The sequence below is a fragment of the Ureibacillus sp. FSL K6-0165 genome (genome assembly GCF_038004285.1).
Taxonomy (GTDB): Bacteria; Bacillota; Bacilli; order Bacillales_A; family Planococcaceae; genus Ureibacillus; species Ureibacillus thermosphaericus.
Genome location: NZ_JBBOQS010000001.1, coordinates 1,501,105 through 1,527,021, shown reverse-complemented (window position 1 = coordinate 1,527,021; position 25,917 = coordinate 1,501,105). Strand labels below are relative to the sequence as shown.

The following is a 25,917-nucleotide window of genomic DNA, read 5'->3' as shown; positions in this document are numbered from 1 at the left end:
CCTCCTAAATTAAGCTTCTTTTTCCGTTACTGCATCTGTGTCTTCGATACCTAATTCTTGTTTAATCCATTCATAACCTTCAGCTTCTAATTTCTTAGCTAGCTCAGGTCCGCCAGATTTCACCACTTTACCTTGCATCATTACGTGTACGTAATCTGGAGTGATATAGTTAAGCAAGCGTTGATAGTGAGTAATCACTAAGCAACCGAAGTTTTCACCGCGCATTTCATTAACGCCTTTAGATACAACTTTCAATGCGTCGATATCAAGACCTGAGTCAATTTCGTCTAAAATAGCAAATGTAGGTTTAATCATCATCATTTGAAGAATTTCATTGCGTTTCTTTTCCCCACCGGAGAAACCTTCATTTAAGTAACGTTGAGCCATTTCTGGATCCATTTCTAAGAATTCCATCGTTTTATCTAGCTCACGGATAAATTTCATAATGGAAATTTCATTACCTTCACCACGGCGTGCGTTGATTGCTGAACGGATGAAGTCAGCGTTTGTTACTCCGGAGATTTCTGATGGATATTGCATTGCTAAGAATAAACCTGCTTTAGCACGCTCGTCTACTTCCATTTCTAATACGTTTTGTCCATCTATTTCAATTGTTCCTTGAGTAACCTCGTATTTTGGGTGACCCATAATAGCAGATGCTAAAGTAGATTTACCTGTACCGTTAGGACCCATGATTGCGTGTACTTCATTTGTGTTAATTGTTAAGTTTACACCTTTTAAAATCTCTTTACCTTCAATTGAAACGTGAAGATCCTTAATAACTAATGTTGACATCTATATACCTCCATTTTTGCTATAAATGGTAATACCATTTCTAATTTATTATCATTCTAATCTTAACCGAAAACAAGTGAGCATGCAAAACATTTAATCATTTATTCCCATCATTGAGTAAAATCCTCATCAATATTAGAATTTCCGAACATTAAATTCTTAACAACAAATCAAGACAATGTAAAAAGAAGGAATGTTTATTTTCAATAAATAAATCGTAATTGAGAACAGTTATTAATGAAAGAATTTTTTGAATAGAAAGCTATTATCAACCAACATCTTTCGATATATTTTTTTAATTGCATTCAGTCTATGCTTCTTTTCAGAGTTCTTAAATTCATCCTTTGAAATAATTGTTATTTAAGAAATTTCTAAAGTAGTAGTAAATCAAATTTCTGCCCTTTCATGCCCCTTGACTTTGACTGATATATACAATCTATGCAACAATGTTCCTTTTCCTAAACGTTTACATTATTGGCATTTTCCATTAATATAAATTGTATATATTTTTTTATCAACCCATCTATTTTTTAGATGATTAGGAGGGAGAACACTGGAATTACGTCAATTACGATATTTTGTTGAAGTTGCAGAACGGGAACATATCTCCGAGGCAGCTGAACACCTTCATGTTGCCCAATCAGCTGTAAGCAGACAAATTGCCAATCTAGAAGAAGAGCTTGGCACAGCACTTTTTGAACGTGTAGGGAGAAACGTGAAACTAACACCGATTGGTAAAATTTTTTTAGAGCATGCAATTACCGCTCTGAATGCTATTGATTATGCTGTTAAGCAAGTGGAAGAATATTTAGATCCTGAAAAGGGGTCCATTAAAATTGGCTTCCCTACTAGTTTAGCAAGTTACGTCCTCCCAACAGTTATTTCTGCCTTTAAAAAAGAATATCCTGACGTTTCTTTCCATCTACGCCAAGGATCCTATCGCTATTTAATTGAGGCAGTCAAAAACCGTGAATTAAACCTTGCATTTTTAGGACCGGTACCAAAGAAAGATGAAACAATCGATTCAATGATTTTATTCAATGAAAACATTTGTGCATTGCTTCCTGCCAATCACCGGCTGGCGAAGCGGGATAAAATTCATTTAGATGAACTACGTCATGATCACTTTGTCCTTTTCCCTGAAGGATATATTTTACATAAAGTCGTAGTCGATGCTTGCAAATCAGCAGGCTTTTCTCCTATAGCCACTTCGGTGGGAGAAGATATGGATGCTTTAAAGGGGCTTGTAGCAGCAGGAATTGGCGTAACATTATTGCCAGAAAGTTCTTTCTACGATTCTACACCACGGTTAACTATCAAAATGAAAATCGATAATCCAAATATCACCCGCAATGTAGGAATTATTTATCCAACAAACAGAGAATTAGCTCCTTCAGAACAAGTATTTATCAAATTTGTTCAAACATTCTTCTCCAGATTAAATCAATTTCAATAGAGGATATAACATAATTTCATTGTTAAAGAACTGTTTCGTAATGGCCAACATACTCAAAATCAAGAAGGCAAAGGTCACCTTATTTAATTCTCTTAAACATGCAAAACCTCCCAATCGTTTTCGATTAGGAGGTTATTTCGTTTTATTATTCGCTCACTGGTACTACAGAGCCGCCCCATTCTTCAAGAATGAAGTCTTGAATTTCTTTTGTACGCAATACTTCCACTAACTTTTTAATTTCTTCTCTATTTTCATCGCCAGAACGTACAGCAATTACGTTTACATATGGTGATTCTGAACCTTCAATTGCGATTGAATCTTCCACTGGGTTAATTCCAGCATCGATTGCGAAGTTAGAGTTAATAACAACCGCATCTCCTTCTTTGTTTTCATAATAAGTAACCATCATCTCAGGAGCATCGCTTGCTTCGATTTTTAAGTTCTTCGGATTTTCAACAATATCTTCTAAAGTTGCTTTTGTTTTATCGATACCTTCTTTTAATGTGATTAAGCCATTTGCTTCAAGTAGTGATAAAATACGACCATGGTCTGGGATAGAATTTGAAATTAAAATTGTTGCACCATCAGGAAGTTCATCTAAAGATTGATATTTTTTAGAGTAAATCCCCATTGGCTCAATGTGGATTCCACCAGCATTTACTAAATCATAACCCTCTTCAGCAACTTTTTGTTCAAGATACGGAATGTGTTGGAAATAGTTTGCATCAAGATCGCCATTATTTAAATCTTGATTTGGTAAAACATAATCTTGATATGGTACAATCTCTAACTCGATTCCTTCTTCAGCAAGGATTGGTTTTGCTTTCTCTAAAATTACTGCGTGAGGTGTGTGTGAAGCACCTACTTTTAATGTTACTTTTTCTGTTGCTTGTTGATCGTCGTTTGTTCCTTCATCAGTTGAAGAATTTGAACTTGTACCGCATGCAGCTAATACTAGCACAAGCACTGATAGGAATAAAAATGATAATACTTTCTTCATCCTTCCATTACTCCTTCTCCATTAAATTTTATGTGAAAGGCAAATCGCCTCCATCACCTGAATTAGCGCTTGTCCGTTTTGGCAGTAATCGTATCACCAATCCATTGAATGACAAATACAATGACAAGTATTAAAATCGTTGCCATTAACGTGACATCTTCTCTACTTCTTTGGAAACCTTCTAAGAAAGCTAAGTTCCCTAAACCGCCTGCACCTATGATTCCTGCCATCGCTGTATAACCAACAAGAGCAACAGCTGTGACAGTAATTCCAGAAATGAGCGCAGGTTTGGATTCAGGAATTAATACTTTCCATATAATTGTGAAAGTATTCGCACCCATCGATCTTGCTGCTTCAATAACACCTTTATCTACTTCGCGTAAAGCGATTAATACTAAACGCGCATAAAACGGCGCTGAACCGATAATTAACGCTGGTAAAGCCGCATTTACACCACGAATAGTTCCGAGTAAAAATTTTGTAAACGGAATTAATAAAATAATTAATATAATAAACGGAATCGAACGGAAGATATTCACAAGGGACCCCGTCAAGAAATGAACAATTTTGTTAGCCCAAAGTTGGTGTGGACTTGTTAAGAATAACAGTATACCTATGATTATGCCGAGAACGAAGGTAACTGCTGTAGAAATAGCTGTCATGTAGAGTGTGTCATAGGTTGCTTCCCACATTTTTGTCCAATCTACATTCGGAAATAATGCCTCAATCATTCGTAATCACCTCCGTTTTAATATTCATCGATTTCAGTTTTTCCAAAGCCTTCTCGACATTTTCAGAATCACCGTCAAGTTGAACAATTAACGTTCCATAAGAGCCATTCACCGTTTGTGAAATATTGCCGTGAAGGATGTTGATATCCAACTGGAACTCTTTAATTAAATATGAAATAATCGGTCTTTCTGTTGTATTTCCAACAAAAATTAATTTTACTAATTTTCCAGAAGGATAATTTTTCAAAATGTGTTCAATGGATTCTTTTGATTCTCTTGAATCCGAAACTTGCATCACAAAGTTTTTCGTTATTTCAGCTTGAGGATTTTGGAACACTTCAAGAACATCACCTTGTTCAACGACACGTCCAGCTTCCATCACCGCAACGCGATGGCAAATTTTTCGAATCACGTGCATTTCATGGGTAATTAAAACAATTGTCAACCCAAGACGCTGATTAATATCTGATAATAATCGCAAAATTGAATCAGTTGTTTCTGGGTCTAGAGCACTTGTGGCTTCATCACAAAGCAATACTTCTGGATTGTTAGCTAATGCTCTTGCTATACCAACCCGTTGTTTTTGTCCACCGGAAAGCTGGGATGGATAAGCATCCGCTCTTCCACTTAAACCTACAAGTTCAATTAATTCGTGAACTCTTTTTTCTCTTTCTTCTTTTGGTACCCCTGCAATTTCTAAAGGAAAAGCAATATTTTCTGCGACTGTTCTTGACCATAAAAGATTGAAATGTTGGAAGATCATGCTGATTTTTTGGCGAGCAAGCCGTAACTCTTTTCCTTTAATTGAAGAAATTTCAAGACCATTCACTATGACAGAACCGCTCGTTGGTTTCTCGAGTCCATTCAATAGGCGAATCAATGTACTTTTTCCGGCACCGCTATATCCGATGATTCCGAAAATTTCACCCTTTTGAATAGACAAATTTACATGATCAACTGCGGTTAATTCCCCATTTTTCGTTTTAAAGATTTTTGTGACATTTTTTACTTCAATCATGTTTGAGTACTCCTTTATAAACCGCAATATGTATTGATATTACAATTGTGCATTTTACACTTTTTATTACCCTTTGACTATAGCGTTATGTATACAATCTTTCATTTCAATAAAAAAACCTTCTACTTTGATAAGTAGAAGGGAAGTTGAACAACCTACTTAGATATCGTAAAACTTCCTCTTATCTTTCAAAGTAATAAATACTTTGCGTGATTTGGCACCTTATCATATCAATGATATGATGGTTGCCGGGTTTCATAGGGCACTTCCCTCCACCACTCTTAATAAGAGTTTTTTGCTATTCGGTTATTTAATTATGGAAACAATGTAACACGTAATCTATCATCTGTCAACTATAAAATCAACTTTTCATATAAGTTTTGTACGGATTTAAATGCATAGACTTTTTCATGCACTTTTCCGTCCTTTGTTATAAGTAGACAAGGAACACTTTCGATTTGTTGTTCGTATGCAAATTCTTCCAAAAAATTAATATTTCCTTTCCCAATCGGAATGTGTGGAAGAAGTTCTTCAATAACTTCCATCATTTTTGATGCAATTTTACATGTTCCGCAAATAGGTGTATATAAATAAAATGCTGTGATATCATTTTCGTTTACTTTTTCTTCCCAATTCTCTATTGTCCATTCTTCCATATCAATCATTTCCTATGCTAAATATTCTTTATGAACTAAAAATCTCGCTTCTTTCAGTAATTGAGCTAACACTTTTCGTGGTGCGTTTGCAACTTCCATATATGTTCTTGGAACATTTAGGTGAGTAGCCTCCGAATAAATTCTCTTCATTAATTTTCTTAGTTTTTCTCCGGATTGATCGGCATCAAAAAAAGTATATAGCTGACATTCTTCATAGGGCTCAATAAGCTCGAGTAACGCCTCTTCACTTATAGTACCATTTGTACAGACAATCTTCACATCTTCCGCTAAAATTGGGGCCAATTTCAACATATCTGAACGACCTTCTACAATGATACATTTTTCGTAATGCATTTTTACTCACCCCACGTATTATATAAGAACTGAAGAAACGATGAATAGTGTTGTCTACATATTATATTTTGATTTTAAAAAAACGCCAGTTCTTTCCCTGGCGTTTTAGACAGATTATTCAGAAATAATTTCTTCGTATTGTTCTGCAGTAAGTAATTCATCAAGTTGAGAAGAATCTGCAGGTTCAACAACAATCATCCAAGCATTTTCGTAAGGAGACTCATTTACTAATTCTGGGCTATCTTCAAGCTCAGTATTCACCTCAACAACTTTACCAGAAATAGGCGCATATAATTCAGAAACCGTTTTCACTGATTCCACACTTCCGAAAGGTTCATTCATTTGAATTTCGTCTCCAACTTGAGGAAGTTCAACGAATACGATATCACCAAGTTCAGATTGTGCGAAATCAGTTATTCCAACACGTACTTTACCGTCTTCTAATTTTACCCACTCATGTTCTTTCGTATAACGTAATTCCTTTGGTATTGACATACTTTTACCCTCCATCTGATATGTAATCTTTTTTTCAGTTTGACATATTTCAATTTCAAAAACAAGCTATTTTAGATGATTACTTCCATGTCTGTTCAAACTCTTCTTCTTTAAACCCAAGAGTCACTTTTTCACCATCTGTAACAATTGGTCGTTTAATTAACATGCCATCTGAAGCTAATAATTCTAGTTGTTCTTCTTCAGACATCGAACCTAGTTTATCCTTTAGACCAAGGGATCTATACTTTTGTCCAGATGTGTTAAAAAACTTTTTTAATGGTAGTCCACTTTTTTCCCAATACGATTTTAATTCTTCTTTCGTTGGGGTTTGTTCTACAATATGAATAGCATCATATTTTATTCCATTATCATCCAACCATTTTTGCGCCTTTTTACAAGTTGTACATCTAGGATAATGAATAAATTTCAACGACATTTCATTGGCTCCTTATTTTTAAATAATTTTTCAAATCTTTCTTATTTTTATCATGCACGATTGAAATCATGTGTTCAAGTATGAATTTTCATAAATTTTAGTGATATTTAACATCAATAAAAATAATGCATTCATAAGAGAATCAAAGTAGAATGAATTATATGTAAATTTTGATTATTGGAGGGAATGGTATGGGCTTATTAAAAGCGGGTGTCGGTGCATTAGCCGGCGTTTTATCTGACCAATGGAGAGAGTATTTTTACTGTGACTCTATTCCTGCAGATGTATTAATAACCAAAGGAAAAAAACGAGGCGGTAAAAGAAGTTTTAACCGTAAAGGAAGCGACAATATCATTAGCAACGGTTCGATAATAGCAGTCAATGAAGGGCAATGCATGATTATTGTCGATCAGGGAAAAATAGTTGAATTTTGCTCTGAACCTGGAGAATACGTATATGACTTTTCTACAGAACCAAGCATCTTTTATGGAGACTTAAACGAATCAATTAAAGCAAGTTTTGAGTCTTTTGGAAAGCGTTTAAGTTTCGGTGGAGAGCCTGGAAAAGATCAGCGAGTATACTTTTTTAACATGAAGGAGATTTCAGGTAATAAATATGGTACTCCCACACCGATTCCATTCCGGATTATTGATCGAAATATCGGGTTAGATATCGATATTTCCATCCGATGTCACGGGGAATATTCCTATAAAATTGTGGATCCAATTCTTTTTTATTCTAACGTCTCTGGCAATGTTCAAAATGAATTTAAACGTTCTGAAATCGACGGTCAACTTCGCTCAGAACTATTAACAGCATTACAACCTGCTTTTGCTAAAATTTCTGCAATGGGGATACGCTATAGCGAACTTCCACAACATACGTTAGAAATTGCAAAAGCATTAAATGAAGTATTATCTGATAAATGGATGAAAAAGCGAGGCATCGAAATCGTTTCGTTTGGTATTAGTGCGGTCAATGCTTCAGAAGAAGATGAAAAAATGATTAAACAACTCCAAAGAAGTGCAGTGTTCAGAAATCCATCTATGGCTGGAGCAACAATAATTGACGCTCAAAGTGAAGCAATGAGAAAAGCTGCAGAAAATCAAGGAGGAGCCTTTGTCGGTTTTGCAGGACTGCAAATGGCTCAGCAAGCAGGTGGTGTCAATGCAAAAGATTTATTTGAAATGGGTGAAAAACAACAACCCGTCGATCAAAATCCTCAAAATGTTGTTTGGCAATGTAGTTGTGGTGCGAAAAATCAAGGAAAATTCTGTACCGAATGCGGAAACAAACGACCAACATCAAATACTTGGATTTGTCAATGCGGCACAGAAAATAAGGGGAAGTTTTGTTATGAATGCGGTTCGCCAAAGCCAGCGAACTTTGCACTGACATGCGATAAATGTGGATGGCAACCAAAAGATCCATCCTTTACACCGAAATTCTGCCCTGAATGCGGAGATGTGATTGATGAAAACGATCGCAAATAAGGAGGATTGGTATGAGTACCAATGAAAAACAAGAGTTCATTGAAGTAGATGAGTATGATGCGAAGTGTCCATCCTGTGGTGCTTCCATCAAGTTTCATCCTGCTTCAGGCAAGTTAGTTTGTCCCTATTGTCATCATACAGAAGAGATTCCAAATGCAGAATTAGAGGCTGATTTAGAAATAGATGAGCTAGATTTCCATCAAGCAGAGGCTAGAAGTAGCTTCCGTTGGGGAGCCGAAAAAAAGATAGTGATTTGTGATGCCTGCGCTGCTGAATTAGTCTATGATGCGTTGGAAGTAGCCAACGTATGTCCTTATTGCGGATCAAATCATGTGATGGAAATTAAAGACGATCACTCTATCGCTCCTAACGGAATTATTCCATTTCAATTAACATTGGAACAAGCAAACGAAAACTTTCAAAAATGGATAAAAGGGAGATGGTTTGCTCCTAATGAGGCTAGACAATCAGCTAAAGCCGAAGCATTTACAGGCATCTATTTGCCTTACTGGACTTTTGATACAAAGACCGCTTCACAGTATACAGCAACATATGGTAGAAGAAGAACGGTATACGATAAGGATGGAAAACCTCAAACCGTTACTGACTGGTATCGTACAAGAGGATTTTATCAAGAATTTATTGATGATCACCTTGTTCTCGCTTCTACTCGCTACGATGCTCATATTTTAAGCAAAGTGGAACCTTTTTATTTAACAAATGCTCGCCCATACCAAAAAGAGTATTTGCATGGTTTTGTAGCTGAACGATACAGTATTGGTCTTGATGACGGCTGGAAAATCGCCAAAAATGAAATTCATCATTATCTAGAATCTCAAATTACACAACATATTTTATGGAAACATCGCGCCCATGTAGTTAAAAATTTACGATTTTCAACAGTCCATTCTGATATTACATATAAACATTTGATGTTGCCTTTGTGGCTATCGACTTTTCGATACAGAGATAAAGTCTATCAATTTATGGTGAATGGCCAAACGGGCAAAGTCGGTGGAGAATATCCAATCTCTCCTATTAAAGTTACAATCACAATCTTCATCCTTCTTCTATTTGTCCTATTAGGTTATTTCTTTTTTATGGAGAATTCATATTAGAATGAAGAGCGGCTTGAGAAAATGTATATGTTTGCAAGTCGCTCTTTTTTCGTAACGTTTTTCTTTGATAATCCTTTACCTTGTGCGGATAGTGCTCTTGCTTGTGCGGTTGGCTCCCTTGTTCGTACGGATTCATTCTAGCTTGTGCGGATAACTCCTCCACTTGTGCAGATAGCTCCTCCACTCGTGCGGATAATTCCATCACTTGTGCAGAAACAATCTCTACTCGTGCAGATACCCCCTTCACTTGTGCAGATACAATCTCTACTCGTGCAGATACCCCCTTCACTTGTGCAGATACAATCTCTACTCGTGCAGATACCCCCTTCACTTGTGCAGATACAATCTCTACTCGTGCAGATACCCCCTTCACTTGTGCAGATACAATCTCTACTCGTGCAGATACCCCCTTCACTTGTGCAGATACAATCTCTACTCGTGCAGATACCCCCTTCACTTGTGCAGATAGCTCCCTTGCTCGTGCAGATAACCCATTCTGCAGATACAACCCTTGCTTGTGCAGTTATTCTTCACTCTATAAAGACAAAAAAGCTACCCACAAGTGATTCACTTGTGAGCAGCTCTCTACCATTACACGATATATTTTTCTGCTGCAATTAGTCGTTCAGCAGCTTCACGTTTTTTCAAGATTAAATTATAAGGATTGTGACGAGTTAATTTACGTAAAGCAGAAAGTGTTATACGTGCATTATCTCCCTCAACAGAAGCAATGACAATTTCTTTTGCCTCTTTTTCAATTTCAGCAAAGGCTTCTTGGCAATAAATTTGAGTATATAGTAATTTTTGCTTCGCTTTTTCAAGTCCGTCGCGTTCAATTGCTTTTGCAGTGCGTAATACTGCTGATTCCATTGCATATACAAAGTTTGCGATATTCGCAATATTTACCAATACCTCTTGTTCCTGTTCAAGTTTTGTACCGAAGCGTTGAGCAGCAACACCAGCAGCTAAGATACCAATTTTCTTCGCATTTTTCACAAGATATTTTTCTTGTGCTAATGGCTCATCGCTAACCTCTTCAGGCATGAGCATGAGAAGTTCTTGTTGCAAGTTTTGAGCAACTTGTAATAAAGGAAGTTCTCCTTTCAATGCTTTTTTCATGAATGTACCAGGTACTATTAAACGGTTAATTTCATTTGTTCCTTCGAAAATACGGTTGATACGGGAGTCGCGGTAAATGCGTTCCACTTCATATTCAGACATAAAACCATATCCACCATGAAGCTGTACTGCTTCATCCGCAATGTAATCTAATGTTTCAGAACCAACAACTTTTGCAATCGAGCATTCAATTGCATATTCCGCAACAGCTTTTGCTACCGCTTTACCATCTTTTAATTCTTCAGAAGAAAGTTTGCTAAAACGATCTTCGAAATATCCTACTGTACGGTAATTCAACGATTCAGAAGCATATAGTTCAGATGCCATTGTCGCAATTTTTTCTTTTGTTAAATTGAAGCTAGAAATCGGTGTGTTAAATTGTTTGCGTTGATTTGTATATTGGATTGCTAGCTCCAATGCTCTTTTTGATGCACCCACTGTACCAATACCTAATTTATAACGACCGATATTTAAAATGTTGAATGCCACAACATGTCCTCGACCAATTTCCCCTAATACATTTTCCACTGGAACTGGTACATCTTCTAAAATCAATGTACGAGTAGATGAAGATTTAATACCCATTTTCTTCTCTTCTGCACCAACAGAAACGCCAGGGAATGAACGTTCAACGATGAATGCTGTAAAATGCTCACCATCTACCTTCGCATACACAACGAATACATCTGCAAAGCCTGAGTTCGTAATCCATTGTTTTTCACCGTTAAGAATATAATGAGTTCCTGCCTCATTTAATTTCGCAGTTGTTTTTGCACCTAACGCATCGGAACCGGATCCTGGCTCTGTTAATGCGTATGCAGCAATCCATTCACCGCTAGCCAATTTCGGTAAATATTTTTTCTTTTGATCGTCATTTCCAAACAGGACAATCGGTAATGATCCAATTCCTACATGAGCACCGTGCGTTAAGCTAAAGCCTCCTGCGCGAGACATTTTTTCGCCGATAAGAGCTGATGTAATTTTATCTAATCCAAGACCTTCATATTCTTCAGGAATGTCTGCAGCAAGTAGCCCTAGTTCACCTGCTTGTTTCATTAATTTTACGGAGTGTTCAAATTCATGATTTTCCAATTTATCTATTAACGGCAATACTTCATTTTCTACAAACTCTTCCGTCGTTTTAGCAATCATTAAATGTTCTTCAGTAAAATCTTCAGGTGTAAATACTTTTTCTAAATCTACATCTTCAATTAAAAAACTTCCACCCTTTACAAAATCTGTTGTTTGAACCATGTTAATTCCTCCCTATCGATTTATTGCTAACAAATTGATTAATATAAAACTTCCAACACGCCAGCAGCTCCCATACCGCCACCGATACACATCGTAACAACGCCATATTTCTTTTCTTGTCGTCTTAATTCATGGATTAGCTTTAACGTCAATATTGCTCCCGTCGCTCCAAGCGGGTGTCCTAACGCAATCGCACCGCCATTTACATTAACTTTATTAAGATCGAGACCAAGATGACGAATAACTTGAATAGATTGAGAAGCAAATGCTTCATTTAGTTCCCATAAGTCGATATCCTCTTGTTTTAACCCTGCAAGTTTTAACGCTTTTGGCACTGCTTCAATTGGTCCAATTCCCATCACTTCAGGTGGAACGCCGCCCACTGCAAAGCTTAAGAATTTTGCCATCGGTTTTAATCCCTGCTTTTCAGCTTCTTCTCGATCCATCACAAGAAGTGCTGCAGCCCCGTCAGAAGTTTGTGAAGCATTACCCGCTGTTACCGTTCCATTTATACTGAATGCTGGACGCAGTTTACTTAAAACTTCTTTCGATGTATCTGGTCGTACCCCTTCATCCATAGAAAATGTAAAGCGTTTTTCTTTTAACGTGTTATTCTCATCAACGTAATGCTGTACAACATCAATTGGAACAATCTCATCGTTGAATTTTCCTTCTTGAATCGCCTTATAAGCCAATTCGTGAGAACGCACCGCAAAATCGTCTTGATCTTCACGGCTAACACCATAACGTTTTGCAACTTCTTCCGCCGTATGGCCCATGCTCATGTAGTATTGTGGCGCTTCTTCTGCCAATTTTGGATTTGGTCGAACAACGTGTCCCATCATTGGCACCATGCTCATTGACTCTACTCCACCAGCAACAATAGCCTTCGCATGACCAAGCATAATTCTTTCAGCTGCATATGCAATGGATTGTAAACCTGAAGAACAGAAACGATTAATTGTAATCGCAGGAGTTGTATCTGGTAGTCCTGCTAATGCTCCAATATTTCTTGCTACGTTCATGCCTTGCTCCGCTTCAGGCATTGCACATCCTAAAATTAAATCATCTATTTCTCCCTCATAGCCTGCACGCTGAATGGCTTCTTTTACTACGATTGCGCCGAAATCATCTGGTCGCATTTGAGCGAGTGACCCTTTTTTTGCTTTACCAATTGGCGTTCTCGCTCCTGACACTATAACTGCTTCACGCATATTACATCCCCCTTTGTTTCTTTTTCCGAATTAATTGCGCAACGGCTTACCAGTTACGAGCATATGTTGCATACGCTCTTGAGATTTACGGTCAGCCACAAGCTCTAAAAACGCTTGGCGTTCTAAATTTAACAAATATTCTTCATCTACTTCCGTTCCATATGGTACAAGGCCTCCAGCCAGTACATAAGCAAGTTTTTTCGCAATTTTTAAATCGTGTTCTGAAATATAACCTGCTGTGTACATGTTCTGTGCTCCTAACAACATCGTTGCATAACCAGGTGCACCAACCACTTTGATTTTCTTTTTCACTGGTGGCTTATAACCAGATTCATATAAGGAAAGTGCTACTTGCTTCGCATCGTAAATAAGATGATCCGGATTTACGGAAATGCCATCTTGATTGCTTAAGAAGTTATTTTCTCGAGCTTCTTCCGCAGAAGTGGACACTTTCGCCATCGCAATTGTTTCAAATACTTTATTCGCAACGGCTTGATAATCAATTTCCACACCTTTTGGAAGACCTTCCAATGCCTTTTCATAGAGAGCTAAGTTTCCGCCGCCTCCTGGAATTAATCCAACACCAACTTCCACTAGTCCCATATACGTTTCTGCTGAAGCTTGAATGCGTGCTGCTGGCAAGCAAACTTCCGCTCCACCTCCGAGTGTCATGCCAAACGGAGCTGCCACAACTGGTTTTCTCGAATATTTAATGCGACGCATCGTTTTTTGGAATGCACGCACAACATAATCAAGTTCAAATATGTTGTCATCTTGCGCTTCCATTAAAATCATGCCAAGGTTTGCACCAACGCAGAAATTCTTTCCTTGGTTTCCGATGACAAGCCCTTTGTAATTTGCTTCTACTTCATCGATTGCATAGTTAATCATTTGAATGATGTCTAATCCAATGGCATTTGATTTCGAATGGAATTCAAGAAGTAAAATGCCGTCCCCGATATCAATCAAACTAGCACCAGAGTTTGATTTAAGAACGCCGTGCTGTTTTTTGTAACGTTTTAAATCAATTGCTTTTTCATTGACAGGAATAATTTCATAATCTTCTCCATTAAAGAATGCTAATTGGCCATCTATTTCTTGATAGAATGATTTATAGCCTTTCGCTAATAGTTTTTTCACAAATTCAGGAACATTGCGACCCTCTTCTTCCATTTTCGCAACGGATTTTTCTACGCCGATTGCATCCCACATTTCAAACGGACCTTGGCTCCAACCGAATCCCCATTTCATGGCATTGTCGATTTCCACAATGTTGTCTGCAATAATGCCGTTTAATTCTGCAGAATAGATCAATGTTGGAGCAAAAATATTCCACAGTAGTTCACCAGCTCGGTCATTTGCGTATACTAATGTTTTTAACTTGTTATCTAACCCTTTTGTTTGTTTTGCCATTTCGATGGAAGGAGCTTTTAATTTCTTTTGTGGAACATACTCTAGCGTGTTTGGATCGATTTCGTAAATGTCTTTTCCTTTCTTCACATAGAAACCTTGACCAGATTTTGCACCGAGGGCTCCTCTTTCCACTAACTTATGAATCAGTTCTGGAACTTCAAAAACTTTTTGTTCTTCACCAGTAGTTTGGTCATACACTGTTTTTGCCACATGAATAAACGTATCCAACCCTACCACATCAAGTGTCCGGAAAGTTGCAGATTTCGGTCTGCCAATTAAAGGTCCTGTTACTGAATCTACTTCTCCAACTGAATATCCTCGTTTTAGCATTTCATGGAGTGTAATATGCAAGCCATACGTACCAATTCGGTTGGCCACGAAATTTGGTGTATCCTTACCTATTACAACTCCTTTGCCTAACACATCTTCCGCAAAATTTTTCATAAAGGTTACAACGTCTGGCGATGTATGTTCAGTAGGAATAATTTCAAGCAATTTTAGATAGCGTGGCGGATTGAAAAAATGCGTTCCTAAAAAATGTTTTTGGAATTCTTCCGTTCTGCCTTCCACCATCTTATTTACACTGATTCCGGAAGTGTTTGAGCTAACGATGGCACCAGGCTTTCGCACCTGTTCTATTTTTTCGAATAAGTTTCGCTTCACATCAAGATTTTCGACAACTACTTCAATAATCCAATCTACTTCTTTTAACTTATCTAAATCGTCCTCTAAATTCCCAACTGTTAACAGTGCTAAATTTTTTGGTGAAGTTAGCGGAGCTGGTTTTTGTTTCAACAATTTTTGTACAGCATTATTCACAATGCGGTTTCTCACTGTTGGATGTTCAAGTGTCAATCCTTTTTCTTGTTCTTCTTTCGTTAGTTCTTTTGGAACAATATCCAACATATATGTTGGTATACCGATATTTACTAAATGAGCTGCAATACCGGAACCCATAACCCCAGATCCAATTACTGCTACTTTTTCAATTTTATACGTCACAAACAATTCCCCCTTCACTCTTTTGAATGAACAATCATTCATTTTCGCTATAAGTTTCCCCTTTGTTCATTCATAGTTTATTCAATTCCTCATTTGAAGATGTTTTTTTCAAGAAAATGAATGGCTATTCATTTCTAGTTTAAAAAAAATACATGAAGCAACTATTCTTGTATTTAGTGTAGATGATTTTACAGAATTTCGCAATCCTTTTATTAAAATTTTCGAAAAATTAATTGATATTTTAATAGTTTGTTATTTACACTCCAAACATATTTCTTTCCGACATTCGCTAAAATGTGTAAACTACTAGGTAAGGAGGCGAAAAAATTGAAAGAAATTACGTCAATTGAACAATTTAATGAAATTATTAGCAAGGACGAGCCAGTGATAGTTAAATTTTATGCAGGTTGGTGCCCTGATTGTGTACGCATGAACATGTTTATTGATCCGATTATTGAAAAGTACAATCAGTATGAATGGTTCGAAATCAATCGCGATGATTTCCCAGAACTGGCTGAAAAATATCAAGTATTGGGAATTCCAAGTTTATTAATTTATAAAAACGGTGAAAAATTAGCTCACCTTCATAGTGCCAACGCCAAAACACCGGAAGATGTAACGCAATTTTTGGATGCGCAAACGGTGTAACTTTGAAAAATTTAGGACATAACTTCTATCAAAAAAGTTATGTCCTTTCAATTTCTATAAAAATATGTTTTCTTTTTCATTTTTCGCAGGATAAAATAAGCTAACCATTAACGATAAACCGGCTACTATTTCAATCAATCCTGAAGAGTAAACTTTAGCAAACCACATACCTACAGGGATGTTAATGATTGACACCGAAGTTAAAGGAAGATAAAGCGATAACACAAAACTAGGAATAAATACGCAAATGAATAATGGAAAGTTGAACTGAATCTTCCATCTATTAATACAAATAAGCGATAAATAAATCCCCCAAATAAAATGAATGATAAAATGACTCCAATTTAATGGAGTTACGTTATAAAGAACTTTATTTGATAAATGTTGTTCAATATTATAACTAATAATTGTTAAAATAATTAACCCAACAAACCAAATTATTTTCCATACATATGGCCAAATTTTCTTCACAAATGTCCCCCTTGCCTACAAATTGAAAGAATTTTCAATCATTATATGTCACAACAAATTTCCCCTATGTCTAAATACATGAAGAGCGACATAGCTCCAATTCTTTAATAAGTCGGTCAAATATCTCTTTTACTGTACCTGACTGAATCTCTTTAAAACGTGTACTTGCCCAAAGTGACATGGCTTGAGGGTTTTGATCTTTCAATGCTTTTGCACGAATCGGCTGCGTTAATGTATTGACAGCGGGATAAATGGCTGGTGCAATGCTTTCATACTTCACCATAAATTCATTTTTCAATCCCCGCGCAAGTCGACCTGAAAATGTACGTGTAAGGGCTGTTTCTGTAAACTCTCCAGATTGAAGAGCCTGTTTATAAACTGGGTTAGCTCCGCTTTCTTCTGTACAAAGGAAAGCCGTACCTAGCTGCACCACATCAGCTCCAGCATTTAATGCGAGGTGAATGTCCTTACCATTAATAATGCCTCCAGCAGCAATTATTGGAACTGCCATTTCTTTTCGAACCGTAGATATGAATTCCATCAGTGGTACATAAGATTCTTCATCCACATTTTGAAAAGTTGCTCGATGCCCTCCAGCTTCTATCCCCTGTAAACAAATTGCATCTGCTCCTTGTTGTACAGCAATTTTTGCTTCCTCTAAATTGGTCACCGTAACGATTACATAGCTGCCATTCTCTTTAATTTGTTCAATGATTTCATTGGTTGGACAACCAAATGTAAACGAAACATAAGGGACTTTATACGTCTTGACTAACTCCAATTTTTCCGTCCAATAATCGTCATCGGGTTTTGGAATTGTTAATGGAATTTGGAAATCTTCTTCAAGGCGCTCCTTATACAAATACAATGACTCATCAAGGGAGTCGTTTTGAGGAACAAAAATATTCACCCCAAAAGGCAAAGCGGCTTCTTTGCATTTGATGATTTCCTGCTCGATTGCTTCTGGAGTTTTATAACCCGCTGCTAGAAACCCAAGTCCACCATTTTGTGAAACTGCAAGAGCTAAATCGACCGTTGCAATCCCCCCTGCCATCGGCGCTTGAATTATTGGATATTTTAAGTTGCTGAACATGTAATATCTACTCCTTTCAATCAATATATAGTCTTTTAGACATTCACAAAAATTTATAGGAGTTACTTCAAACTACAACCTTTTAAACGACCGAACAGCTCTTTAAAATGAAAATGCTTCAAGTGGTTGTATTTTAAGGAAATCGCGATATTGTTTCTGCACATCCATTGTCGAGCCGCTTCTTTGATAACAATAAAACTTAACGATTTGTCTTTTCTTCTTTATCAACTATCTTTACATCTTACAAATATTTTGTCAATTTATGGGTATACAAATATTCTCATCATTCATTTGTGCAAATTGAAAAAGGACATCTGAAAATGACTTTTCAGACGCCCTTCTGATCTCGTTCAAAGAATAAAATGAGAGAAGGCAATAACATTCCTCGCACTAAAAATGTATCAATAATGATGCCGACAGCGACAATGAAGCCAAAAACAAATAAATCGATTACTGGCATTGTCGTTAAAGCTGCGAAGGTTGCTGCTAATATCACACCTGCTGATGATATCACTCCACCTGTGTTTCGAACAGCAATTTCTAAAGCATTCTTTACACTTTTATATTTCCGCTCTTCGATGAAACGGCTGACCATGATGATATTATAATCAATTCCCAATGCAACTAAGAAGATAAACGCATATACCGGTGCACGAGTTGACACTGCATCATATCCAAAGAATAAATCTAACAAAAATAATCCTAAACCTAACGCAGAAGCATAGGAAATTAAAATCGTTGCCAACATATAAATCGGCATTTTAATAGAACGTGTAAGAATGAGCAATAGTACTAGAATAAGGAATGTTTCTAAAATAAAAATAATCTTAATATCACGATTATTGACTTCTTCTTCATCAACTAATTTTGCCGTTGTACCAGCAAACTCTAATTCCACTTTTTTGTCATTGGATAAACGATATGTTGCATTGGCTTCACGGAACTCTTGAATAAAATCAATGGCTTCAACACTATACGGATCTTCATTTAACGAGATGGTTATTTTCCCGTGTTTCCCATCATCGGTAATTCCTGAAGCTCTAGCAGAACCAATCTGTTCAACTTCAGAAAAATCTTGGGCAATTTCCTGTATTTTTTCAAATGTTAAGTCTTCACCGGTAACAAGTACAGTTGTTTGAGCTAAATCCCCTTTATTAAACTTCTCTTCCACGATTTCAAAACCAACACGAGAAGGTAAATCTTCAGGAAAATTTTTTACCATATTAAATTCATATTTAATATTCATAATGTTAGCTGCTGTAATTAACAAAAACAGCATGACTGCTACCCCAACTAGTGCTGGTTTTGATGTGACAAACTTTGCAATAGGACCCCAAATGCTATGTTTTACTTCACTTTCCTCACCATACTTTGGAATTTTCGGCCAAAATGCTTTTCGACCAAATAAAGCAAATAATGCTGGGACAAAAGTAATAGCAGCAATCATAATAATAATCATGGCAGTTGCAAAAATTGGAGCAAAGTTTTGATATTCTCGGAAGTCTGCAAAAATTAAAATAACCATTGCAGCGAGCACAGTACCTGCTGCAAATAGCACCGGTTTTGCTGTTGACTGCATTGCAATTTTCATTGCTTCAAATTGATTTTCATGCTTATTCAATTCTTCTCGATAGCGGGAAAATACAAATAATGAATAATCAATAAGTGCTGCAAACAGCAAAATACTCATGATGGAAGTTGTCGAGTTATTAATTTCTAGCCCTGCAGCACCTAGCAATGCAACGGTTTGATTGACAATTTGATACACGACTACCGTTGCCAAAAGCGGTATAAGAGCAAGTAGAGGAGAACGATAAATGACAATTAATAAAACTAAAATAATGATGATTGTTGCAAATAAAAGTTTGAAGTCTGCAGATTCGAACAGTTTAACTGTGTCACCCGAAATACCTGCAGGTCCTGTAATATAAAAATCTACCCCTAAATCCTCTGCAATTTTCGTACCTACCTCAGTTGTTTTATCATTAATTTCAGCATAATCGGAACTTCCTAAGCCATTCTTTAAATTCATTGGAACAATCATTGTCGTTTTATCTTCAGATATGAATGCCGATAATGCTTGAGGAGGTAATTTCGAAACGTCTACAATTGTTTCTATTCCTTCAATATCGGCCTTTTTAATACCATCAATAATTTCTCCAACTTCTTCAACGGTTATCTCTCCATCTGATTTATGAAATACATATATACCTGGTGTTCCTTGATCATTAGGAAAAAACTCATCTAACTTATTTTGGGCAATAATGGATTCTGCATTATTTGGTAATGCTTGAAAGTTGGTTGTTTTATAGTCGCTTAATTTAGGTCCTGCACTAATAACAATCATGATTAATAACCAAATGGCAATAGTAATCCAAGCCCCTTTTTTTGTAGCGACTTTATCCGTTAGTGCCTGTATAAATTTCATATTGTCCTCCTATTTTTTCGCCAAATAAATCTGGATTTTCAAATCTATTATTTGGGCCTTAAAGTAAAATTATACCTATTGAGAATCTAAAAGAAATTAACAGGAGGACAATAATAATTTTAATCGTAAACATTCCCATTCATCGCGATGAACTAATCCAGAGAACTGATAATACTAACTTTTTGTCAAGTCTCTCAACTGTTTAATTAATACATTTATTTCGTTTATTGATGAATGTATAGAAGCGATTAAATCATGTGTATTTTCTAATGTAGAGATTATTTCTTCCGTTGACGCAGCATTTTCTTCAGATATAGCAGATACGTTTTCAATTTGATTTCGAATTGTAAAGAAATTATGATTTGCCAATTCGATTTCTGACATTTCCATTGATAGTCCATTATGAATTTCTGTAAATGTACTTTTTATTTCTTCAAAGAAATGAGAAATTTCCTTAAGCAATAATCTACCTTCCGTAATCGCACTTTCTCCTTGAGCTGATTTTTCTTGAGCTATTTTGGATTTGTTGAATAATTCATCCGTCACCAATTTAATATTCTCTGTCATTTGGGCACTTTGTTCAGCTAGTTTTCTTACTTCTTCCGCTACTACTGCGAATCCCTTTCCATGCTCACCAGCACGAGCCGATTCAATGGCAGCATTCAGTGCAAGCAAGTTCGTTTGATCTGCAATTTCTTTTATACTTTCGAGTAATGTATTTACCCTTTCTAAACTAGTTTGCAAATCAGAAACCGTTATAACTGTATTGCTAATCGTTGTACCAACTGAATCCATATAATCAGTTACTTGATTGATTTTATTCCAACCTTCTTGTACTTTTCTATTCATATTTTCCGATTTTTTTACAATATCTTCAGCAACGATAACGATTTGTCCCATTTTTTCTGATGATTGAACCATTGAATCATTGATGATATTTACACTATTCGCCTCTTCTTGTATACTAGTACCCATTTGTTCTGCTGATTGTACAATGTCTTTACTTGAACTAAAGATCGTATTTAATTCTGTATTAAATTTTGTAATATGGTTATCAAGCAAATCAGATACAGATTCGATGGATGCAAAAGTGGATGTTAACTTATTCATTCCCTCTTTCGCTTCAAGTTCTTTTTGAAATGCATCAACAATCAGTTGTCTTCCCCATTTCATCAGCAAATATAAAAGAACCATAAATGCATTTATGATAAAGAAGACAGTCAAGAACCCAGAAAAATTGTTATTCAGTCCTAATAAGTTTTCTGGCAAAAGGAAAAATAATACGAGATATACTACATCTAGCAAAAGACCTAACGCTAAAATCAGTTCTTTCTTAAAATAGAGTGTAACCATCGCAATTGTAAGAATAATAATATAGTGTTTAATAATAGAAAATCCATCCAAAATTAAGAGTGCTAATACCACTATACTTGGAATTAATGATATGGTTAAGCCTTTTACATATGTATTGATTGGTAAAAAGAAAGTGATTATCGACATCACAAGAACAATCAAGCCCGCTACAATAATAATTGCTCCCTCTTCAAATCCCCTAGATGAAACAATCGGTACACAAATAAGAAATACTAAAATAATAGTTAGTAGAAGATTGACTTTATGAACTCTGTGAGTGTTGTATTGATCTTGATACATTCAATTCTTCCCCTTTCTTTTTGTGGTAAGGACTATTTGATTATTCACGCAAATAAAAACATCAAAAAATCACTATAACTGATGATTTTATGCAAGATTCGAACTATTTAAGTTGAGTATATTTCCTAGGAAATACAACTCTGCTTTATTATTCGATATACTTACCAAAAATTCCTTCATTTTTCTAATTTTTCTTATTAATTCTGAAAATTATATCAATAAAACTTGCAGTAAGACTTAGTGCAATCATCATTTTATGTTCATTACTGCCCTAGTCTTTCAAAAAAATTTATATTACTTATAATATTGAACAAGGTGATGCTATGAAAAAGTTCATACCTTTAGAAGGAATGTCTCAGTTCAGCCCTGAAGTTTATCCATCCTACCAAAACTCTGCCTGTGGACCTACTACAATATTCGTTATGTTGAAATTTATGTTTGGAAAACATGTTGCACAGAATGTAAATATTCTTTATCGAATGCTAGGTACAACGAAAATCGGTTTATTTCGCTGGAGGCTTATTAAAAATTTACAAAACTATTTAGGAACGGACTGGGTTGTAAAAAACTGTTCATTAAAGGAAGCGATGAAACAAATCGATGAGGGCAGGCCAGTAGCAATAAAATTTGATAAATACTTTACTCTACAATGGAAATCAAAACCTACTTTTACCTATCATTGGGTTCCTTTCATTGGCTATGAAATTGAGCAAAATGAGTTATTATTAATTGTGCATGATAATGGGGGAATAAATCGTGATAGTCAAATACGAAAAGTTCCCTATTCTCAAAACTATAAAGTGATTAGCTTCGTAAAAATTGAGCCAAGAAAGAAAAAATAAAGGGACTCAAACATTCAAACAAGTTTGTGTCCCTTCTCAATACTTTATATACATGTATATAGTGAATAGGCATGTTTTGCAATGGATGTAAAGCCCTTGTTTGCTAGTTGATTGAAAGTGTTAGCGGAATATTCAGGTACAGAGAGATCTTCTAAACGTTCTTTGATTGGTATGTTTTTTTCTATGGATGCTAATCGATAAGAAAGCTTTAACATTTCCAGATTATCTGCAATTTTATTTCGTTGACCTGGTTTTAATTCATCTAAATTTTGTAATACTCCTTCAACAGTACCGTATTTTTGAATCAATTGCAGCGCTGTTTTCGGTCCAATGCCTTTGACCCCTGGATAGCCGTCGCTCGAATCTCCCATGAATGCTTTCACATCTACAAATTGATGAGGTTCAATCGCATATTCCTCTTTAAATCGTTCCATTGTATAGACATCATACTCAGAATAGCCTTTTTTTGTAAAAGCGATGTTCGTCGAAGGATTCAATAATTGCAATAAATCTTTATCGCCACTAATTATTGTAATTTGGGCTTCTTCCTTCCATTTTTCAACGATGGAACCAATGCAATCATCCGCTTCCATTCCTGCTTCTCCAATGTTTTTCCAGCCAATCCACTCAGAAACTTCCTTTGCCATGTCAAATTGTGGAATCATTTCTTCCGGTGGCTCGCTTCGATTCGTTTTGTATCCTTCAAATAGTTCATTGCGAAATGTGTTAGCTCCCATATCCCAACAAATTGCAATATGGCTAGGCTTAATAATTGATTGGGCTGTTAAAACATGTCGTGCAAAACCTTGCACCCCATTTGATGGTCTGCCATCCGGTAAATATTGAAAATGTCCTATTACACTCGTGGCATAAAAAGAACGGAATAATAGAGCCATTCCGTCAATGACTAAAATATGTGGTTGATTATTCATTCAAAAATCCTCACTTTCTACTTCATTCATTATAACATGTTGAGACAGCCCATTTGCGACGGAAAAATTCTCCTTCCCTATTACAATTCTAAGTGACGCTACTGCTGACAAACAAAAGAAGAGGATAATACGTTCATAAAATAGAACATATTATCCTCCTATCAGTTTAGACTTCATTGCATATGGGAAAAGTGCTTTCATTAATCTCTCCGTTTCATATCGCGAATTGCTTGAATCGATAATCGTACAAGTAAAATGGAACATAAAAATAATCCGAGATATGCTGCTGTATTTAAATAAATCGCATAGGCAGTTTCAATAAATTGGGAAATGGCTAGAAGTGCTGTTGAAATAATTCCAAATGTAATGCCCACCATCAATAAGACAAATTTTGAAAACAATTGCGTCACAAATTTGGAGTTGGTTTTATCCGAAAAGATGTCGTGATGCAAGATCACTTTTCCATCTTCAACTTTTCGAATTAATTGGTCAATCCGCCTTGGAATTTTTCGTAAATTCGGTATTAGTATTGCCAATTCTTCTTGCATTTTCTCCATCGTTTCAATTGGCTCTGTAATCGGTTTTCTTAACGAAGATTTCATATAATCATTTGTAAATTTCTTCGCTTCTTCAAAAATATTAAAAGTAGGATCGATCATATTGATTGTGCCGTCTAATGTAATGATTACCCTGAGAGCCAAGCTGACGGATGAATAAAACTGTAACCCCGATTCTCTAATGACTGTAAAAATGGAATAAATCGTTTCATCTGTTGGAACTTTATTAACATATGTTATTTTTAATAAAATTTGGCCAATCGCTTGTTCCAATTCTTGACGGTTAATTTCATTTTTATTTTTGATTAGCAAGGAAATTGCATCGTATAATAACGACGAATCTCCCTGCTGAATACCCATGAAAAATAGTTTTAATCCTTCTTGTTGTTGCCCTGATAATCGACAAACTGCTCCAAAGTCAAGAATCGCTACTTCCCCTGTTTCTGGATTAACAGAAATATTTCCTGGATGCGGGTCAGCATGAAAAATTCCTGATATTAACGCTTGTTCTAAATAAGAATAAACAATCGTTCGCGCAAGCTCTTTTCGATCAAAGGAAAGATCCTCTATTTTATCTAAATCCGAAATGCTTACACCTTTTACATATTCCATTACTAAAATATTTTCATTACTTAATTCTTCATAAACTTGTGGAATTTTGACATTCAGTTTACTCCGTTTTAATATATTTCGAATTTGGATCATATTGCGGGCTTCTATTTCGAAATCCGTTTCCTCTTTCATTGAATTGGCAAATCCTTCTGCTAACGATTTGAACCCAAAACTTTCAGCCCACTGGGATTTCGTCGTAATCCAATCTGCAAATTCCAATAATATACTTAAATCTTCCCTCATAATTGTTTTTACTTGCGGTCTTAAAATTTTTACAACCACTTCTTCATGAGAATTTTTTAAAACCGCTCGATGAACTTGTCCAATGGAAGCTGCTGCTAATGGTTTCTCGTCAAAAAAAGAAAAGACCTCATCGATTTCGCATGAAAAATTTTCTTTTAATATCCTTTTTACTTCATCAAAGGTCATTGGCGATACTTTTTGCTGCAATTTTTTTAGTTCTTCAATGAAGATTGGGGAAAACAATTCTTTTCTAGTTGATAACACTTGTCCAAACTTTATAAAAATGCCACCGCTCTCTTCAAGAGTAGAACGCAATGCAATTGCTAACTGTCTATCTGTATCGCGACTTCGCGCATATTTTACCGTTCTTGTAATGCCGTTCGTTACAGCTACTTTTAATACCGTTCGTAGACGCTTTTGATAACGCCAATAATTCAATGCTTTCCTAAAAATCGTCTTCTTTTCCGAATAACGCCCAGTATTTTCATCTAATGCAATCGGATCAAATAGCTCAAAGAATAAATAAATCAGCATGGAAATAAGCAACATGCTTCCGATCCATAATAACGTTGCAACACTTACAACGCCATCTTCAGTATGATATTGTGCATTTTCCCGAACAAACGTATACCAAAACACAAAAGTAGTGAATGAGACGCTGATGATGACGGACAATACTCTTCTAAATAAGTTCACATTGGAACCAATAAGCCTTCCGCTAATAAAAAATATAATGATTGACACAATTAATATTTGCAAAAGTGCGCTAATTGTACTCATTCACTTCACCACTTCCAATCGAATATCCATTAAAATTAGTATGGCTAAAGTTTCATTCTTGTCATTCCTAAGCGTTGTTATTAAATTGATTTCTTCTATTTTCC

The 25,917-nt window shown here is 35.9% G+C and carries 23 protein-coding genes and 1 riboswitch; of the genes, 5 read left to right on the top strand and 18 right to left on the bottom strand.

Features of this window, described 5'->3' with window-relative positions; translation table 11 throughout:
* Nucleotides 1–9: 9 nt before the first annotated feature.
* Nucleotides 10–795 carry a Fe-S cluster assembly ATPase SufC gene (gene sufC, locus NST00_RS07535; protein ID WP_016838667.1) on the bottom strand — a complete coding sequence of 262 codons (786 nt, stop codon included), beginning with the start codon at nt 793–795 and terminating at the stop codon, nt 10–12.
* Nucleotides 796–1,348: 553 nt separating this feature from the next.
* On the opposite strand from sufC, the gene NST00_RS07530 reads away from it, so the two are divergent.
* On the top strand, nt 1,349–2,251 hold the full coding sequence (locus tag NST00_RS07530) for a LysR family transcriptional regulator (RefSeq protein ID WP_026019096.1): 903 nt from the start codon (nt 1,349–1,351) through the stop codon (nt 2,249–2,251).
* A gap of 145 nt (nt 2,252–2,396) precedes the next feature.
* Here the strand turns inward: NST00_RS07530 and NST00_RS07525 are convergent, their stop codons facing one another.
* From NST00_RS07525 to NST00_RS07495, 7 genes are all read right to left on the bottom strand, one after another.
* A complete protein-coding gene (locus NST00_RS07525) occupies nt 2,397–3,251 on the bottom strand; it encodes a MetQ/NlpA family ABC transporter substrate-binding protein (RefSeq protein WP_016838665.1) in 855 nt (284 codons plus the stop codon).
* 62 nt (nt 3,252–3,313) lie between these two features.
* Complete coding sequence (locus NST00_RS07520) at nt 3,314–3,982, bottom strand: methionine ABC transporter permease (RefSeq protein ID WP_016838664.1); 669 nt, start codon at nt 3,980–3,982, stop codon at nt 3,314–3,316.
* Nucleotides 3,975–5,000, bottom strand: coding sequence for a methionine ABC transporter ATP-binding protein (locus NST00_RS07515; protein WP_096551694.1), 1,026 nt, complete (start codon nt 4,998–5,000; stop codon nt 3,975–3,977). Before NST00_RS07515 ends, NST00_RS07520 begins: the two co-directional genes overlap by 8 nt.
* Nucleotides 5,001–5,178: 178 nt before the next feature.
* Nucleotides 5,179–5,291, bottom strand: a riboswitch (SAM riboswitch).
* A gap of 62 nt (nt 5,292–5,353) precedes the next feature.
* Nucleotides 5,354–5,656 carry a thioredoxin family protein gene (locus NST00_RS07510; protein WP_016838662.1) on the bottom strand — a complete coding sequence of 101 codons (303 nt, stop codon included), beginning with the start codon at nt 5,654–5,656 and terminating at the stop codon, nt 5,354–5,356.
* Nucleotides 5,657–5,668: 12 nt separating this feature from the next.
* Nucleotides 5,669–6,010, bottom strand: coding sequence for a toprim domain-containing protein (locus NST00_RS07505; protein ID WP_016838661.1), 342 nt, complete (start codon nt 6,008–6,010; stop codon nt 5,669–5,671).
* Nucleotides 6,011–6,124: 114 nt separating this feature from the next.
* Complete coding sequence (gene gcvH, locus NST00_RS07500; RefSeq protein WP_016838660.1) at nt 6,125–6,505, bottom strand: glycine cleavage system protein GcvH; 381 nt, start codon at nt 6,503–6,505, stop codon at nt 6,125–6,127.
* 79 nt (nt 6,506–6,584) lie between these two features.
* A complete protein-coding gene (locus tag NST00_RS07495) occupies nt 6,585–6,941 on the bottom strand; it encodes an arsenate reductase family protein (protein ID WP_016838659.1) in 357 nt (118 codons plus the stop codon).
* A gap of 191 nt (nt 6,942–7,132) precedes the next feature.
* On the opposite strand from NST00_RS07495, the gene NST00_RS07490 reads away from it, so the two are divergent.
* Together NST00_RS07490 and NST00_RS07485 are read left to right on the top strand one after the other, a co-directional pair.
* The gene (locus NST00_RS07490; RefSeq protein WP_016838658.1) at nt 7,133–8,434 is read left to right on the top strand and encodes an SPFH domain-containing protein; all 1,302 of its coding nucleotides are present in this window, start codon (nt 7,133–7,135) and stop codon (nt 8,432–8,434) included.
* An 11-nt stretch (nt 8,435–8,445) separates the two neighbouring features.
* Complete coding sequence (locus NST00_RS07485; RefSeq protein ID WP_016838657.1) at nt 8,446–9,552, top strand: hypothetical protein; 1,107 nt, start codon at nt 8,446–8,448, stop codon at nt 9,550–9,552.
* On the opposite strand, the gene NST00_RS07480 is transcribed toward NST00_RS07485, so the two are convergent.
* The 4 genes from NST00_RS07480 to NST00_RS07465 form a co-directional block, all read right to left on the bottom strand.
* Nucleotides 9,533–10,060 carry a hypothetical protein gene (locus NST00_RS07480; protein ID WP_340709826.1) on the bottom strand — a complete coding sequence of 176 codons (528 nt, stop codon included), beginning with the start codon at nt 10,058–10,060 and terminating at the stop codon, nt 9,533–9,535. The two genes, NST00_RS07485 and NST00_RS07480, sit on opposite strands and share 20 nt — an antisense overlap.
* Before the next feature lie 83 nt (nt 10,061–10,143).
* Nucleotides 10,144–11,925, bottom strand: a complete 1,782-nt coding sequence (locus NST00_RS07475) for an acyl-CoA dehydrogenase family protein (protein WP_016838656.1) — start codon at nt 11,923–11,925, stop codon at nt 10,144–10,146.
* Between the two features lie 38 nt (nt 11,926–11,963).
* Entirely contained in the window at nt 11,964–13,139 is a 1,176-nt protein-coding gene (locus tag NST00_RS07470; protein ID WP_016838655.1) for an acetyl-CoA C-acetyltransferase, read from the bottom strand.
* A 30-nt stretch (nt 13,140–13,169) separates the two neighbouring features.
* Entirely contained in the window at nt 13,170–15,554 is a 2,385-nt protein-coding gene (locus tag NST00_RS07465) for a 3-hydroxyacyl-CoA dehydrogenase/enoyl-CoA hydratase family protein (RefSeq protein WP_096551698.1), read from the bottom strand.
* 327 nt (nt 15,555–15,881) lie between these two features.
* Between NST00_RS07465 and NST00_RS07460 the strand changes: the two genes are divergently transcribed.
* On the top strand, nt 15,882–16,202 hold the full coding sequence (locus NST00_RS07460) for a thioredoxin family protein (RefSeq protein ID WP_016838653.1): 321 nt from the start codon (nt 15,882–15,884) through the stop codon (nt 16,200–16,202).
* Between the two features lie 54 nt (nt 16,203–16,256).
* On the opposite strand, the gene NST00_RS07455 is transcribed toward NST00_RS07460, so the two are convergent.
* The 4 genes from NST00_RS07455 to NST00_RS07440 form a co-directional block, all read right to left on the bottom strand.
* Nucleotides 16,257–16,673: a hypothetical protein gene (locus NST00_RS07455; RefSeq protein WP_016838652.1), complete on the bottom strand. Its 417-nt coding sequence runs from the start codon at nt 16,671–16,673 to the stop codon at nt 16,257–16,259.
* Between the two features lie 70 nt (nt 16,674–16,743).
* Nucleotides 16,744–17,766: an NAD(P)H-dependent flavin oxidoreductase gene (locus tag NST00_RS07450; RefSeq protein WP_016838651.1), complete on the bottom strand. Its 1,023-nt coding sequence runs from the start codon at nt 17,764–17,766 to the stop codon at nt 16,744–16,746.
* Between the two features lie 328 nt (nt 17,767–18,094).
* Entirely contained in the window at nt 18,095–20,194 is a 2,100-nt protein-coding gene (locus NST00_RS07445) for an MMPL family transporter (protein WP_340709825.1), read from the bottom strand.
* 174 nt (nt 20,195–20,368) lie between these two features.
* The gene (locus NST00_RS07440; protein ID WP_016838650.1) at nt 20,369–21,847 is read right to left on the bottom strand and encodes a methyl-accepting chemotaxis protein; all 1,479 of its coding nucleotides are present in this window, start codon (nt 21,845–21,847) and stop codon (nt 20,369–20,371) included.
* 323 nt (nt 21,848–22,170) lie between these two features.
* On the opposite strand from NST00_RS07440, the gene NST00_RS07435 reads away from it, so the two are divergent.
* Entirely contained in the window at nt 22,171–22,689 is a 519-nt protein-coding gene (locus NST00_RS07435) for a C39 family peptidase (protein ID WP_016838649.1), read from the top strand.
* Nucleotides 22,690–22,733: 44 nt separating this feature from the next.
* Here the strand turns inward: NST00_RS07435 and NST00_RS07430 are convergent, their stop codons facing one another.
* Together NST00_RS07430 and NST00_RS07425 are read right to left on the bottom strand one after the other, a co-directional pair.
* Nucleotides 22,734–23,621: a 5'-3' exonuclease gene (locus NST00_RS07430; protein ID WP_016838648.1), complete on the bottom strand. Its 888-nt coding sequence runs from the start codon at nt 23,619–23,621 to the stop codon at nt 22,734–22,736.
* Between the two features lie 200 nt (nt 23,622–23,821).
* Nucleotides 23,822–25,813, bottom strand: coding sequence for an ABC1 kinase family protein (locus NST00_RS07425; RefSeq protein ID WP_016838647.1), 1,992 nt, complete (start codon nt 25,811–25,813; stop codon nt 23,822–23,824).
* Between the last annotated feature and the right edge of the window lie 104 nt (nt 25,814–25,917).